Annotated in this window: 12 protein-coding genes; 8 read left to right on the top strand and 4 right to left on the bottom strand. The window is 58.1% G+C overall.

Features of this window, described 5'->3' with window-relative positions; genetic code table 11:
* Positions 1 to 24 precede the first annotated feature (24 nt).
* Positions 25 to 747 carry a dihydromonapterin reductase gene (gene folM / locus EDF81_RS02260; protein ID WP_123345847.1) on the top strand — a complete coding sequence of 241 codons (723 nt, stop codon included), beginning with the start codon at positions 25 to 27 and terminating at the stop codon, positions 745 to 747.
* Here folM and EDF81_RS02255 read toward each other — a convergent pair.
* On the bottom strand, positions 744 to 1,079 hold the full coding sequence (locus EDF81_RS02255) for a GlpM family protein (protein ID WP_123345845.1): 336 nt from the start codon (positions 1,077 to 1,079) through the stop codon (positions 744 to 746). The two genes, folM and EDF81_RS02255, sit on opposite strands and share 4 nt — an antisense overlap.
* A gap of 128 nt (positions 1,080 to 1,207) precedes the next feature.
* Here EDF81_RS02255 and rstA point away from each other — a divergent pair, with 128 nt between their 5' ends.
* The 3 genes from rstA (at position 1,208) to tus (ending at position 4,251) form a co-directional block, all read left to right on the top strand.
* Positions 1,208 to 1,927: a two-component system response regulator RstA gene (gene rstA, locus EDF81_RS02250; RefSeq protein ID WP_123345843.1), complete on the top strand. Its 720-nt coding sequence runs from the start codon at positions 1,208 to 1,210 to the stop codon at positions 1,925 to 1,927.
* A gap of 17 nt (positions 1,928 to 1,944) precedes the next feature.
* Positions 1,945 to 3,246: a two-component system sensor histidine kinase RstB gene (gene rstB, locus EDF81_RS02245; RefSeq protein ID WP_123345841.1), complete on the top strand. Its 1,302-nt coding sequence runs from the start codon at positions 1,945 to 1,947 to the stop codon at positions 3,244 to 3,246.
* A gap of 75 nt (positions 3,247 to 3,321) precedes the next feature.
* The gene (gene tus / locus EDF81_RS02240) at positions 3,322 to 4,251 is read left to right on the top strand and encodes a DNA replication terminus site-binding protein (RefSeq protein WP_123345839.1); all 930 of its coding nucleotides are present in this window, start codon (positions 3,322 to 3,324) and stop codon (positions 4,249 to 4,251) included.
* Here the strand turns inward: tus and fumC are convergent.
* Together fumC and fumA are read right to left on the bottom strand one after the other, a co-directional pair.
* Positions 4,248 to 5,651 carry a class II fumarate hydratase gene (gene fumC, locus EDF81_RS02235; RefSeq protein WP_123345838.1) on the bottom strand — a complete coding sequence of 468 codons (1,404 nt, stop codon included), beginning with the start codon at positions 5,649 to 5,651 and terminating at the stop codon, positions 4,248 to 4,250. The two genes, tus and fumC, sit on opposite strands and share 4 nt — an antisense overlap.
* Positions 5,652 to 5,798: 147 nt before the next feature.
* On the bottom strand, positions 5,799 to 7,445 hold the full coding sequence (gene fumA, locus EDF81_RS02230; protein WP_123345836.1) for a class I fumarate hydratase FumA: 1,647 nt from the start codon (positions 7,443 to 7,445) through the stop codon (positions 5,799 to 5,801).
* Between the two features lie 201 nt (positions 7,446 to 7,646).
* Here fumA and manA point away from each other — a divergent pair, with 201 nt between their 5' ends.
* Both manA and EDF81_RS02220 read left to right on the top strand, forming a co-directional pair.
* Positions 7,647 to 8,822, top strand: a complete 1,176-nt coding sequence (gene manA, locus EDF81_RS02225) for a mannose-6-phosphate isomerase (RefSeq protein ID WP_123345834.1) — start codon at positions 7,647 to 7,649, stop codon at positions 8,820 to 8,822.
* A gap of 108 nt (positions 8,823 to 8,930) precedes the next feature.
* Positions 8,931 to 10,430 (top strand): YdgA family protein, encoded by a 1,500-nt coding sequence (locus EDF81_RS02220; protein WP_123345832.1) that lies wholly within the window; start codon positions 8,931 to 8,933, stop codon positions 10,428 to 10,430.
* Between the two features lie 25 nt (positions 10,431 to 10,455).
* On the opposite strand, the gene EDF81_RS02215 is transcribed toward EDF81_RS02220, so the two are convergent.
* Positions 10,456 to 11,484, bottom strand: coding sequence for a Mal regulon transcriptional regulator MalI (locus EDF81_RS02215; RefSeq protein WP_123345831.1), 1,029 nt, complete (start codon positions 11,482 to 11,484; stop codon positions 10,456 to 10,458).
* A gap of 173 nt (positions 11,485 to 11,657) precedes the next feature.
* Here EDF81_RS02215 and malX point away from each other — a divergent pair, with 173 nt between their 5' ends.
* Positions 11,658 to 13,253 (top strand): maltose/glucose-specific PTS transporter subunit IIBC, encoded by a 1,596-nt coding sequence (gene malX / locus EDF81_RS02210; protein WP_123345829.1) that lies wholly within the window; start codon positions 11,658 to 11,660, stop codon positions 13,251 to 13,253.
* Positions 13,253 to 14,437 carry a MalY/PatB family protein gene (locus tag EDF81_RS02205; protein ID WP_123345827.1) on the top strand — a complete coding sequence of 395 codons (1,185 nt, stop codon included), beginning with the start codon at positions 13,253 to 13,255 and terminating at the stop codon, positions 14,435 to 14,437. Before malX ends, EDF81_RS02205 begins: the two co-directional genes overlap by 1 nt.
* Positions 14,438 to 14,486: the final 49 nt, after the last annotated feature.

Raw genomic sequence — 14,486 nt, 5'->3', positions numbered from 1 at the left:
CATCGTTCGCCAATGGAGAGTTCGATGGGACAGACAGAGCCCCGCCCGATCCTGATAACCGGCGCAGGCCGCCGTATTGGCCTTGCCCTGGCCCACCATTTTCTTAACCAGCAGCAGCCGGTAATTATCAGCTACCGCACCCACTACCCGGCTATCGAGGGACTTTGTGCGGCGGGCGCGGTCTGTATTGAGGCTGATTTCGCAACGGATGACGGCATTCTGGCCTTTGCCGACGAGGTTAAGAGCCATACCCGGCAGCTGCGGGCCATTATTCATAACGCCAGCTGCTGGCAGGCTGAAAAGCCGGGGACGCCGCTCACCGACGTGCTGACGACGATGCTGCAGATCCACGTTCATGCCCCCTATCTGTTGAACCATCTCCTGGAAGATCGGCTCCGCGGCATCGGCCACGCCGCCAGCGATATTATTCATATTACCGACTACGTGGCGGAGCGCGGCAGCGACAAGCATATCGCCTATGCGGCCAGCAAAGCCGCGCTCGACAACCTGACCCGCTCCTTCGCCCGCAAGCTGGCACCGGAGGTGAAAGTCAACGCCATCGCGCCGTCGCTGCTACTGTTTAATGAGAGCGACGACGCCGTGTATCGTCAGAAAGCGCTGAACAAATCGCTGATGAAAATTGCGCCGGGTGAAAAAGAGATCATCGACCTGATCGATTATCTGCTCACCAGTTGCTACGTCACCGGCCGCACCTTCGGCCTCGACGGCGGTCGCCCGCTGCGTTAGTGAAAACGACTCCAGCAGGCGATCAGGATCCACGCGCTCAGGCTCCAGCAGACTACCGCGCCGGTTAACGCCAGCGGCAGGCGCAAAAAGCCGGTGAAATACCACAGCGACAGCAGATAGAGAAAATAGGGAATAATCGACCACATTCCGAAAACGATAGTGGCGCGCAGCGCCTCTATCCCGCGCTCGGTGGCGACGATATAGTGCGCAATCAGCGCAAAGGTCGGAAACAGCGGGATCAGCCCGGCGATATAGTAATTTTTGGTTTTTGCCAGTATGCCTATCAGTACCACCACCAGCGCCCCAAGCGCGGCTTTAATCAACAATCCCATCCCATTTTGCCTTACGTTTTCATTACCACTGCGAGCAGCATAGCGGAAGTGTATCAATTGATGAACGAGTAATAGCAGCCGTCCTGCTGGCGGTGTATGTTCTTTTCTTTTGCCAAAGCCTGTGGCGTATGAACAAAATCGTTTTTGTCGAAGATGATCCTGAAGTGGGCGCGCTGATCGCCGCTTATTTAAGCAAGCATGATATGGATGTGGTCATTGAACCGCGTGGAGACTGCGCTGAAGCCCGTATTGCGGCGGAAAAACCCGATCTCGTCCTGCTGGATATTATGCTGCCTGGTAAAGACGGCATGACCCTGTGCCGGGATCTACGCGGCCAGTGGCAGGGACCGATAGTCCTGCTTACCTCGCTGGACAGCGATATGAACCATATCCTCTCTCTGGAGATGGGCGCCAGCGACTATATCCTCAAAACGACGCCGCCCGCCGTGCTGCTGGCCCGTTTGCGCCTGCATCTGCGTCAGCATCTGTCGTCGTCGCAGGCCGAGCCCTCCCCGAACGCGCTGACGCCGCATAAGGCGCTGCGTTTCGGCACTCTGGCCATTGACCCCGTTAACCGCCAGGTGCTGCTGGCCGGTGAAAACATTCCGCTTTCTACCGCCGATTTTGACCTGCTGTGGGAACTGGCAACCCACGCCGGGCAGATTATGGACCGCGATGCCCTGCTGAAAAATCTGCGCGGCGTCAGCTATGACGGGCTGGATCGCAGCGTTGACGTCGCCATTTCGCGGCTGCGGAAAAAGCTGCTCGATAGCGCCACCGAACCTTATCGAATCAAGACAGTGCGCAATAAAGGCTATCTGTTCGCTCCCCACGCCTGGGATAACTAAGCGCAACCGGATCGGTTATGAAAAAACTTTTCGTTCAGTTTTATCTCCTGCTGTTTGTCTGCTTTCTGGTGATGACCATGCTGGTCGGGCTGGTGTATAAATTCACCGCTGAGCGGGCCGGACGGCAGTCGCTCGACGATCTGATGAAAAGCTCTCTCTACCTGATGCGCAGTGAACTGCGGGAAATCCCTCCCCATGAATGGGGCAAGACGCTGAAAGAGATGGATCTCAATCTTTCCTTCGATCTGCAGGTCGAACCGCTTTCTCGCTATCACCTCGACCCGGCCTCGATGCGCCACCTCCGCGCCGGTGATATCGTCGCGCTCGACGATCAGTACACCTTTATTCAGCGTATTCCGCGCAGCAACTACGTGCTGGCCGTCGGTCCGGTTCCCTATCTGTTCTTCCTCCACGAAATGCGCCTGCTCGATATCGCTCTGATGGCTTTTATCGCCATCTCCCTTGCGCTACCGGTCTTTATCTGGGTTCGTCCGCACTGGCAGGAGATGCTCAGGCTTGAAAGCGCTGCCCAGCGCTTTGGCGACGGACATATGACGGAGCGCATTCATTTCGACAGCAATTCCAGTTTTCTGCGCCTCGGCGTGGCTTTTAACCAGATGGCCGATAACGTCACCGCCCTGATCGCCAGTAAAAAGCGGCTAATCGACGGCATCGCTCACGAGCTGCGTACCCCGCTGGCACGACTGCGTTACCGGCTGGAGATGAGCGATAATCTGACGGACGAGGAGTCGCAGGCCCTGAACCGCGATATCAGCCAGCTGGATGCGCTGATTGACGAGCTGCTGACCTACGCCCGCCTCGACCGTCCCCAGAATGAGCTGATCCTCAGCACTCCCGACCTGCCCGCCTGGCTTAACACCCACGTGCAGGACGTCCAGGCCGTCAATCCCCAGCGCGTCGTGACCGTCGGCCTGCTGGATATCGCCGACTACGGCGCGCTGGATATGCGACTGATGGAGCGGGTGCTGGATAATCTGCTGAATAATGCCCTGCGCTACAGTCGTGAACGGGTCGATGCACAGCTAACGTGCCATAACGGTTTCGCCTCCCTGACCGTGGATGATGACGGACCGGGGATCGATCCCGACGAGCGCCAGCGTGTCTTTGAGCCCTTTGTACGCCTCGACCCCAGCCGGGATCGCGCCACCGGCGGCTGCGGCCTGGGGCTGGCCATCGTTTACTCTATCGCCCAGGCGATGGAGGGTGAAGTGACCTGCGAAGCCAGCCCGACCGGCGGCGCACGCTTTCGCTTTAGCTGGCCGGTCAGCCGCCCGCTGCCGCCGTTGATCCCTGCCTGACAACGCCTTGCGCCGATGCTTCAGTCGGCGTAAAGTAAAAAATCATAGAGTATGTTGTAACTAATGAGGGTCACAATGGCGCGATACGATCGGGTTGAACGGCTTAACGATACCTTCCGGCAAATCGAGCGGGAGCTGTTCACCCTTAAAGCATCGCTGGCAGAGCAGCGGCTGCTGGCCGCACGGGTGTTTGAGCTGCCCGAGGTCGCCAAAGGCGATGAGCACTCGCCCCTGGATAAAATCCACGTCCGCCAGCGCCTGGGTCGCGAGGCGCAGACCCTCGCCCTCGCCCATTTCAGCCATCTGTTTATCCAGCAGCAGTCGGAAAAACGCAGCAGCAAGGCCGCCGTGCGGCTGCCGGGCGTTCTCTGTTTTCAGGTCGACGCGGCGCAGCAGCAGGCGCTGATGGCGCAGATCCAGCATATCAACGCTCTCAAGAGCACCTTCGAACAGATCGTCACCGTCGAATCCGGCCTGCCTTCCGTTGCCCGCTTCGAATGGGTTCACCGCCATCTACCGGGGCTGATCACCCTTAACGCCTATCGCACCCTGACGGTGATTAACGATCCGGCCACCCTGCGTTTTGGCTGGGCCAATAAGCATATTATTAAGAACCTGACCCGCAATGAGGTGCTTGCACAGCTGGAGAAAAGCCTGAAGTCACCGCGGGCGGTCACGCCCTGGACGCGTGAGCAGTGGCAGGCAAAGCTTGAGCAGGAGTATCAGGATATTGCCGCTCTGCCGGAAAAGGCGCGGCTGAAGATCAAAAGACCGGTGAAGGTCCAGCCCGTGGCCCGGGTCTGGTATGCGGGCGAGCAAAAGCAGGTCCAGTACGCCTGCCCGACCCCGCTGATTGCGCTGATAAGCGGCACGGGTGGCGTCAGCGTGCCGGATATCGGGGAACTGCTGGATTACGATGCCGAAAATATTCAGCACCGTTATAAACCTCAGGCGCAGCCGCTGACGCTAATGATCCCCCGGCTGCACCTGTACCTGGCGGATTAATTCGCCGGTTTCATACTGCCGACCATCGACTCCGGTCTGACCCAGCTGTCGAACTCCGCTTCGGTGAGGTAGTCCAGCGCCAGCGCGGCCGCCTTAAGGGTCAGCCCTTCTTTATGCGCCTTTTTGGCAATTTCAGCCGCTTTGTCATAGCCGATATGGGTATTCAACGCGGTCACCAGCATCAGAGACTCGTTCAGCAGTTTCTCAATGCGCTCGCGATTCGGTTCGATACCGGTGGCGCAGTGCTCGTTAAAGCTCTCCATCCCGTCGGCCAGCAGGCGTACGGACTGCAGGAAGTTATGGATAACCATCGGACGGAAGACGTTCAGCTCAAAGTTGCCGGATGCGCCGCCCAGGTTGATGGCGACATCGTTGCCCATCACCTGACAGCAGAGCATGGTCAGCGCTTCGCACTGGGTCGGGTTAACTTTACCCGGCATAATCGACGATCCTGGCTCGTTTTCCGGGATGCTGATTTCACCGATCCCACAGCGCGGGCCGGAGGCCAGCCAGCGCACGTCGTTGGCAATTTTCATCAGCGAGGCCGCCAGGCCCTTCAGCGCGCCGTGGGCATGCACCAGCGCATCGCAGGTTGCCAGCGCCTCAAATTTGTTCGGGGCGGTGATAAACGGCTGGTGCGTAATGGCCGCCAGCTCCTTCGCTACCCTTTCGGCATATTCAGGATGCGTATTCAGCCCGGTACCGACCGCCGTCCCGCCCAGCGCCAGCTCGCTCAGATGCGGCAGGCCGTGTTCAAGATGGCGCAGGTTATGCTCAAGCATCGCCACCCAGCCGGAGATCTCCTGGCCCAGCGTCAGCGGCGTGGCATCCTGCAGATGGGTACGGCCTATCTTGACGATATCGGCGAAGGCGTGGGACTTTTCGGCCAGGGTCGTCGTCAGCACCTTAAGCTGTGGGAGCAGATGTTCGCGCACGGCAATCACCGCCGCAACATGCATCGCCGTCGGGAAGACGTCGTTGGAGCTCTGGCTTTTATTGACGTCATCGTTGGGATGCACTTTACGCTCCATCCCCCGGACGCCGCCCAGCAGCTCGCTGGCCCGGTTAGCCAGCACCTCGTTCATATTCATATTGGTCTGGGTACCGGAGCCGGTCTGCCAGATAGCCAGCGGGAATTCATCCGGGTGCTTGTCAGCCAGCACCTCGTCGGCGGCGTTGACAATGGCGGTGGCCTTCTCAGCCGCCAGCAGGCCGAGATCCTGATTCACTTTTGCCGCCGCGCGCTTGGTCAGCGCCAGGGCGTGGATTAGCGAGAGCGGCATTTTTTCCGTTGAGATACGGAAATGCTCCAGCGAGCGCTGGGTTTGCGCTCCCCACAGCTTATCTGCCGGCACCTCGATGGCACCCATTGAATCCTTCTCACTGCGATGCGTTGTCATTACTTTCTCCTGTCAGTCAAAGATGGTCAGTATCGACATTGCCCGCCTGCCAGCGGTGTTATCAGTATTGTCGCGAAAACGGTCGCGGTTTAGTGCTTTGTGCGCTTAAAAAAGGCGCAAAAAAACCGCCCCGAAGGGCGGTAGAGATTATTTAAGACAGCTGCTGCACTGGCCGGACTGGATCTGCTGGAAGAAGTCGTTGCCTTTATCATCCACCAGGATAAAGGCCGGGAAATCTTCAACTTCGATTTTCCAGATGGCTTCCATCCCCAGTTCCGGGTATTCGACGCATTCGAGGCTCTTAATGCTGCTCTGCGCCAGCACCGCCGCCGGGCCGCCAATGCTGCCCAGGTAGAAACCGCCGTGCTTATGGCAGGCGTCGGTCACCTGCTTACTGCGGTTGCCCTTTGCCAGCATAATCATGCTGCCGCCTTCGGACTGGAGCTGGTCAACGTAGGAGTCCATGCGTCCTGCCGTGGTCGGCCCCAGTGAACCGGACGCATAGCCCTCCGGCGTTTTGGCCGGGCCAGCGTAGTAGATTGGATGATCTTTCACGTACTGCGGCAGACCTTCGCCGCGATCCATCCGCTCCTGCAGCTTCGCATGGGCAATATCACGCCCCACGATAATGGTGCCGGTAAGGGAGAGACGAGTAGAAACCGGGTACTGTGACAGCTGACCCAGAATGTCGCTCATCGGCCGGTTGAGATCGACCTTCACCGCTTCCCCTTCTCCCGCCTGACGCAGGGACTCAGGGATATACTTGCCGGGGTTGCTTTCCAGCTTCTCAAGCCAGATACCGTCGCGGTTAATTTTGCCTTTGATATTGCGATCCGCCGAGCAGGAGACCCCCATCCCGACCGGGCAGGAGGCGCCGTGGCGCGGCAGACGCACCACGCGAATATCGTGGGCAAAGTATTTTCCGCCGAACTGCGCGCCGAGGCCCAGATTCTGCGCCTCTTCCAGCAGTTCCTGCTCCAGGGCGATATCACGGAAGGCCTGGCCGTGGGCGTTGCCTTCTGTCGGCAGGCCGTCGTAGTACTTGGTCGAGGCCAGCTTGACGGTTTTTAGCGTCGCTTCCGCCGAGGTGCCACCAATCACAAAAGCGATATGGTATGGCGGACAGGCCGCGGTGCCGAGGGTGCGCATTTTCTCGACCAGGTAGTTTTTCAGCTTGCCCGGAGAGAGCAGCGCTTTGGTTTCCTGATAGAGATAGGTTTTATTGGCCGAGCCGCCGCCTTTCGCGATGCAGAGGAACTTATACTCGTCGCCGTCAACGCTGTAGAGGTCGATCTGCGCCGGCAGATTGGTGCCGGTATTGACCTCTTTGTACATATCCAGCGCCGCGTTCTGAGAGTAGCGCAGGTTATCTTCGATATAGGTGTTGTACACCCCCTGCGCCAGCGCCGCCTCATCGCCGCCGCCGGTCCAGACGCGCTGACCCTTTTTGCCCATGATAATCGCCGTGCCGGTATCCTGGCAGGTCGGCAGAATACCCTTCGCCGCAATATCCGAGTTGCGCAGGAACTGCAGCGCCACGTAGCGGTCGTTTTCACTGGCCTGCGGGTCGTTAAGGATGTCCGCCACCTGCTGCTGATGGGCCGGGCGCAGCATAAAGGAGGCGTCGTGGAAGGCGTGCTGCGCAAGCAGCGTCAGGGCCTGAGGATCAACTTTGAGGATTTGCTGGCCGTCAAATTCAGCAAGGGAAACGTGGTCACGGCTTAACAGATAGTATTCGGTGTGGTCCTTTTCTAACGGGAAAGGATCCTGATAAAAAAATGGTTTATTCGACATTGTGCTCTCACTTACTGCCTGAAGGATTAATTACCGGGCAAATTATCCATTTGCTCTGTTCACCAGCGAGTCCGCTTATCCTACACAAATTTTTAACAAAAACTGAGACTAATACGACTTTTTATCTGCGCAGGTTACATCCCGCCGCTTTATTGGTTTAATACCTGCCATCAATATTTCTATTAACAACAGGGCTTGATGATGCAAAAACTGATCAACTCAGTGCAGAACTACGGCTGGGGAAGTACAACTGCGTTAACGGAACTCTACGGCATAGCGAACCCACAGGGGCTGCCCATGGCGGAACTCTGGATGGGCGCACATCCGAAGAGCAGCTCTAAAGTGCAGGATCCCGACGGCCATATCCACGTCCTGCGCGATATTATCGATGCGGATAAAACGGCCCTGCTTGGCGACGGCGTCGCCAGCCGCTTTGGCGAACTGCCGTTCCTGTTCAAAGTGCTGTGCGCCGATCAGCCGCTCTCCATCCAGGTTCACCCGAATAAGCAGAACTCGGAAATCGGTTTTGCCCGCGAGAACAGCGCCGGTATCCCGCTGGATGCGGCCAACCGCAACTATAAAGACCCCAACCATAAGCCGGAGCTGGTATTTGCCCTTACCCCGTTCCTGGCGATGAACGCCTTCCGCGAGTTTAGCGATATCGTCGCCCTGCTCCAGCCGGTGGCCGGTGCCCATACCGCCATCGCGCACTTCCTGCAGGAGCCGAACGGTGAACGCCTGAGCCAGCTGTTTGCCAGCCTGTTGAATATGCAGGGCGATGAGAAAAGCCGTGCGCTGGCGATCCTGAAAGCCGCACTTAATAGCCAGCAGGGCGAACCCTGGCAGACCATTCGCGCCATTGCCGAGTTCTACCCTGACGACAGCGGCCTGTTCTCCCCGCTGCTGCTGAACGTGGTCAAACTGAACCCAGGCGAAGCCATGTTCCTGTTCGCCGAAACCCCGCATGCCTACCTGCGCGGCGTGGCGCTTGAGGTGATGGCCAACTCGGATAACGTGCTGCGCGCCGGGCTGACGCCGAAGTATATCGACATCCCTGAGCTGGTCGCCAACGTCAAGTTTGTCGCCAAGCCGGCGGATGAGCTGCTGACTCAGCCGGAGAAGCACGACGGCATGCTGGATTTCCCGATCCCGGTCGAGGATTTCGCCTTCGCCCTGTATGACCTTTCCGTGCAGGAAACCACTATCGACCAGCGTAGCGCCGCAATTCTTTTCTGCGTTGAGGGCGAAGCCATTCTGCGCCAGGGCGACCAGCGTTTGGTCCTGAAGCCCGGCGAATCGGCATTTGTCAGCTATGATGAGCAGCCAGTCGCCGTCGGCGGCGTTGGCCGACTGGCACGTGTTTATAATAAGCTATAGTAAGTTACTGAAATTTTTAGTGGCTATTGCTAAGCTTTAGCCACGCCTCTACATACACAGCCGGGCGGAATTTTCCACCTGGTTTTTATTTTTTATGGACGATCCCTTATGAAAAAATCGCTTGTCGCCGTGGGTGTTGTTGCCGCTCTGGGCGTTGTCTGGACCGCAGGCGCATGGTTTACCGGAAAGCAGATGGAAGCACGCTTTGCCGATATGATTGCAGAGACCAACGCGCAGCTAAACAGCACCGCACCGGAAGCCGCCCTTGCATTAAGCTATCAGAATTACCAGCGCGGCCTGTTCAGCAGCCATTTACAGCTGGTTATCCAGCCTGCAGCCGGAAAAGAGAGCCCGTGGCTTAAGCCGGGTCAGCAGGTGGTGTTTGATGAAAGTGTCGATCACGGTCCTTTCCCCTTCGCCCAGCTGAAGTCCTTTAATCTGCTGCCTGCTATGGCATCGGTCAGCAGTACGCTGGTGAATAACGAGGTCAGCAAGCCGCTGTTTGACGCCGCCAAAGGGAAGTCTCCGTTCAGCGCCGAAACCCGCGTCGGCTACAGCGTCGCCACCGACTCCCGCATTACGCTCGAACCGCTGAATTATGAAGCGGAAGGTGAAAAACTGGCCTTCAGCGGCGGTACTCTGCGTATGCAGGCCGATCGCGAAGGGAAAGAGTTAGCCCTGAGTGGCGACATCAAGAGCGGCGATTTCGATACCCTCAATGAGTATAACCAGCGCGTTCAGATGAGCTTCAGCAATCTTAAAACCGATGGCTCCAGCGAGATGACCGATTTTTCCGAGCGTATCGGCAGCCAGAAGCTGAGTCTCGACAAGCTGACCATTGCCATCGAAGGGCAACAGATGGCGGTGATCGACGGGATGAACCTCGACGCCGCATCGACCCTTTCCAGCGATCGTAAGGCAATCAACACCCGTCTGGATTACACCCTGAATAGTCTGAAGCTGCAAAGCCAGGATATGGGCAGCGGCAAGCTGTCGCTGAAAATCGACAAGATCGATGGCGAAGCATGGCACCAGTTTAACCAGCAGTACCAGGCGCAAATGAACGCCCTGGCCGCCCAGCCGGAGCTGCTGCAGGACCCGCAGGTCTATCAGCAGCAGATGACCGCCGCCTTCTTTGGCTCGATGCCGATCCTGCTGAAGGGCGGACCAACCATAACCGTCGCGCCGCTTAGCTGGAAAAATGCCAAAGGCGAATCCACCCTGAACATCGCCCTTCAGCTGAACGATCCGTCCGGTGCAACCGGCGTACCGCAGACAATGGGCGAAGAAATCGACCGTAGCGTCAAATCGCTGGACAGCAAGCTGACGATCCCGGCAGCGATGGCGACCCAATTGATGACTCAGGTTGCTCAACTTGAAGGGCGCGATTCTAAGTCTGCAGCCAGCATGGCAGCGATGACGGTCGAGCGCTTTGCCGCCATGGGGCAGCAATTCGGCCTGACCACGCGTGAAAAAGACAATATCGTTTCTTCACTGCAGTACGGTGCCGGTAAAATCACGCTTAACGGTAAGACCATGACGCCGGAAGAGGCGATGATCATGTTTATGATGGCAAGACAGGGCCAGTCTACTCTGCCAGCGCAGTAAAACAGCTTAGCCCCTCGATGAGGGGCTATTTTCTGATAATCAGCCGGGGCGGGATAACCTGATGCCGCGCGCTGCTCGTTCCCTGAGCGATACGCATCAGGATCTGCTCCCCGATCCCTTCACCAATCTCTCTTGCCGGCGTGGTAACCCAGGTCAGCGGTAAATCGTCCAGCTCCTGTTCGGGCTTATCGGCAAAGGCCGCCAGAGTGACCTGCTGTTCAAAGTAACTCTCGACCCCATCTTCCCCACTCTGTTTCCCGCTGCGCACCAGACCAAACCAGGCCCCCATCGCGATCACGCTGTTGTCGCAGAGGACAGCGCTGATGGTCGGGTTTTGTCGCAGCAGAGCGGTAATCGCATCCGCCGCCTGTTTCTGACTGGCGGGACACTCCACCACCCACTCGCTGTGAAACGGCAGGCCATATTTGAGCAACATGCTGCAGTAGCCACCGACGCGTTCAGCGCGGGTCAGGGATGAACTGACCCCGCCCAGCCAGGCAATACGCTGATGGCCCCGGTGGATTAGATGTTCGACGATCATTTGCGCCGCCAGGGTGTTATCAGGGCGAACGGTATCCACATCGTCCAGATAGCCTGCGCGGGAGGCGAATACCAGCGGAATACCGTGCTCCTGCGCCTGAGCAAGCAGTTCGCCCGCATTGCCGGGGGAACCGGCAATCACAATCCCGTCCACGCCCTGGGATACCAGGGTATCGAAACGCTGCCGGACGTGCTCGCCCCGGCGACCACCCTGGGTAAGAAACACCATACGCCCTTCGGCTTCCAGTTTCGCCGTTAGACCGGTCGTCAGCTCGGCATAGAAAGGTTTGCACAGGTCGGCAACGATCAGGCCGATTACCCCGCTCTGCCCACCGCGCAGGGAAGCGGCCTGACGGTTGCGCACAAAGCCCAGCGTCTCAATGGCCGCATTGACCCGCTGCCCGGTCGCCGGGGAGATGCGCCCCTTGCCGCTGAGCACCAGCGAGACGGTGCTGACGGAAACGCCCGCCGCCAGCGCAACATCATTGATAGTGATCCTTTTTGCTATCGCCATGTCGATTATCCAGCCTGATGAATTGTACAGATAAAACGTTTTATCCATAGTTTGTATTTATAACGTGCATTATCACCCGATAATGTGATTTTACTCGCACTAAAGTTTGATAAAACGTTTTACCTTTATTCGCCATCACCCGACGATAGCCCCTAACAACAAGGAGTCGTTTTATGACGACGAAAGCCGTACAGAAAATCACCCTGTGGGAGTTTTTCCAGCAGCTCGGTAAAACCTTTATGCTGCCGGTAGCCCTGCTCTCCTTCTGCGGGATCATGCTGGGCATCGGTAGCTCACTCGGTAGCCGGGATGTGATCACCCTGATCCCGGCCCTGGGGCATCCGCTGCTGCAGGCGCTGTTTATGTGGATGAGCAAAATCGGCTCCTTTGCCTTTAGCTTCCTGCCGGTGATGTTCTGTATCGCCATCCCGCTGGGGCTGGCGCGGGAAAACAAGGGCGTGGCGGCTTTTGCCGGTTTTGTCGGCTTTGCGGTGATGAATCTGGCGACCAATGTCTGGCTGACCGCCCGTGGTATTCTGCCGACCACTGATGCCGCGATACTGAAGGCGCACAATATCCAGAATGTTATCGGCATTCCCGCAATTGATACCGGCATCCTCGGGGCGGTGATCGCCGGGATTATCGTCTGGATGCTGCACGAACGTTTTCACACCATCCGCCTGCCGGACGCGCTGGCTTTCTTCGGCGGTACCCGCTTTGTGCCCATTATCACCACCGTCGTAATGGGGCTGGTCGGTCTGGTTATTCCGCTGATCTGGCCGGTTTTCGCCGCCGGGATCGGCGGACTGGGGCGCATTATCAACAGCGCCGGGGATTTCGGCCCGATGATTTTCGGCACCGGCGAACGTCTGCTGCTGCCCTTCGGCCTTCAACATATTCTGGTAGCCCTGATCCGCTTTACCGAGGCGGGTGGGACGATGGATGTCTGCGGCCATAGCGTCAGCGGCGCGCTGACGATCTTCCAGGCCCAGCTGAGCTGCCCGGATACCCACGGCTTCTCCGAAAGCGCCACCCGTTTCCTCTCGCAGGGGAAAATGCCGGCCTTCCTTGGCGGCCTGCCGGGAGCCGCGCTGGCCATGTATCACTGCGCACGTCCTGAGAATCGGCACAAAATTAAAGGGCTGCTAATTTCCGGGGTGATCGCCTGTACCGTCGGCGGCACCACCGAGCCTATCGAGTTTCTGTTCCTGTTTGTCGCCCCAGCGCTCTATCTGATCCACGCCCTGCTGACCGGTCTCGGCTTTACTATCATGGCCGTGCTGGGCGTGACTATCGGCAATACTGACGGTAACGTCATCGACTTTGTGGTCTTCGGCATTCTGCACGGCCTGTCGACCAAATGGTATATGGTGCCTGTCGTGGCCGGGATCTGGTTTGCGGTGTACTACGGGATTTTCCGCTTCGCTATTACCCGCTTTAATATCAAAACGCCGGGCCGCGATCCTGAGTTAGCCGCGGCTGGCGGTGAGAAAGCTGCCGCCGTTGTCACGGGCAAGTCCGGCTACAATGTCCCGGCAATTCTGGAAGCGCTGGGCGGCGCAGAGAATATCATCAGTCTCGATAACTGCATTACCCGTCTGCGTCTGTCGGTCAAAGAGATGGATAAGGTCAACCCTGAGGCGCTGAAAGCCAACCGGGCCATCGGCGTGATCCAGCTCAATGCCCATAATTTGCAGGTAGTGATCGGGACTCAGGTCCAGTCGGTGAAGGATGAGATGGTCGTGCTCATGAACACGGTAGAGGCGTAATGAAGGCAGAACTGTTCGATTTCTCCATCCCGGTAGACCGACACGGGACCTGGTGTACCCAGTGGGATTACGTGGCGGACCGCTTCGGCGTCGCCGATCTGCTGCCGTTTACCATTTCGGATATGGACTTCAGTACCGCGCCCTGCGTGCTGGAGGCCTTACAGCAGCGGCTGGCGCACGGGGTACTGGGCTACAGCCGCTGGAATAACGACGACTTTACCGGAGCAATTTCGTACTGGATGCAGAGCCGTTTTGCCTGCAAAATCGATCCGCAAACCCTGGTCTATGGCCCGTCGGTTATCTATATGGTGGCGGAGATGATCCGCCAGTGGTCCGCGCCGGGCGAAGGCGTGGTGGTGCATACACCCGCCTATGACGCGTTTTATAAAACCATCAGCGGCAACGAGCGTAAGTTGGTTTCGGTTCCGCTACGCCACGGTGGCAGAGAGTGGCACTGCGATATGGTGGAGCTGGAACAGGTCCTGGCGCAGCCGAAGAACCGGGTACTGCTGCTGTGCAGCCCGCATAATCCGACCGGTAAAGTCTGGCGTCGCGAGGAGCTGGAAACTATGGCCGCACTCTGCGCCCGCTACGATGTGAAGGTCATCAGCGACGAAATCCATATGGATATGGTCTGGGGCGACAGCGTCCATACGCCCTGGTCCAGCGTCGCCCGCTCGCCCTGGGCGCTGTTTACTTCGGCCTCCAAGAGTTTCAATATTCCGGCTCTGACCGGAGCCTGGGGAATGATTGGCGACACTGATTCCCGCGAGGCCTGGTTTCAGGCGCTGAAAAACCGGGACGGCCTCTCTTCTCCCGCTGTTCTTGCGGTGGTGGCCCATATTGCTGCCTACCGTGACGGCGCGGCCTGGCTGGATGCCCTGCACGACTATCTGCAGGCCAATTTGCACTCCGTCGCCGACGCGCTTAATGCCGCCTTCCCCGCCCTTAACTGGCAGCCGCCGCAGTCCACCTATCTGGCCTGGATCGATCTGCGTCCGCTGGGTATCGACGGTCAGGCGTTACAGCAGGAACTGATCCATCACCAGAAGGTCGCGATTATGCCGGGCGAAACCTACGGCGCAGAGGGGCTGGGTTTTGTCCGTCTTAACGCCGGGTGCCCACGGGCAAAACTTGAACAGGGCGTTGAGCGGCTGATTGCTGGTATTCACGCCGTTATATGAACAGAAATAGCGCAACACAGTCTTTGTGTTGCGCAAGCTCGCTTTTTGC

It is taken from the genome of Enterobacter sp. BIGb0383, assembly GCF_003751845.1.
Lineage (GTDB): Bacteria > Pseudomonadota > Gammaproteobacteria > Enterobacterales > Enterobacteriaceae > BIGb0383.
Note: the sequence above shows the minus strand (reverse complement) of the source record. Positions and strands in the feature narration are given on the sequence as shown.

Excerpts from the sequence above, each read along its gene's own strand:
- folM (WP_123345847.1), top strand. The coding sequence starts at position 25 with ATGGGACAGACAGAGCCCCGCCCGATCCTGATAACCGGCGCAGGCCGC.
- EDF81_RS02255 (WP_123345845.1), bottom strand. The coding sequence starts at position 1,079 with ATGGGATTGTTGATTAAAGCCGCGCTTGGGGCGCTGGTGGTGGTACTG.
- rstA (WP_123345843.1), top strand. The coding sequence starts at position 1,208 with ATGAACAAAATCGTTTTTGTCGAAGATGATCCTGAAGTGGGCGCGCTG.
- rstB (WP_123345841.1), top strand. The coding sequence starts at position 1,945 with ATGAAAAAACTTTTCGTTCAGTTTTATCTCCTGCTGTTTGTCTGCTTT.
- tus (WP_123345839.1), top strand. The coding sequence starts at position 3,322 with ATGGCGCGATACGATCGGGTTGAACGGCTTAACGATACCTTCCGGCAA.
- fumC (WP_123345838.1), bottom strand. The coding sequence starts at position 5,651 with ATGACAACGCATCGCAGTGAGAAGGATTCAATGGGTGCCATCGAGGTG.
- fumA (WP_123345836.1), bottom strand. The coding sequence starts at position 7,445 with ATGTCGAATAAACCATTTTTTTATCAGGATCCTTTCCCGTTAGAAAAG.
- manA (WP_123345834.1), top strand. The coding sequence starts at position 7,647 with ATGCAAAAACTGATCAACTCAGTGCAGAACTACGGCTGGGGAAGTACA.
- EDF81_RS02220 (WP_123345832.1), top strand. The coding sequence starts at position 8,931 with ATGAAAAAATCGCTTGTCGCCGTGGGTGTTGTTGCCGCTCTGGGCGTT.
- EDF81_RS02215 (WP_123345831.1), bottom strand. The coding sequence starts at position 11,484 with ATGGCGATAGCAAAAAGGATCACTATCAATGATGTTGCGCTGGCGGCG.
- malX (WP_123345829.1), top strand. The coding sequence starts at position 11,658 with ATGACGACGAAAGCCGTACAGAAAATCACCCTGTGGGAGTTTTTCCAG.
- EDF81_RS02205 (WP_123345827.1), top strand. The coding sequence starts at position 13,253 with ATGAAGGCAGAACTGTTCGATTTCTCCATCCCGGTAGACCGACACGGG.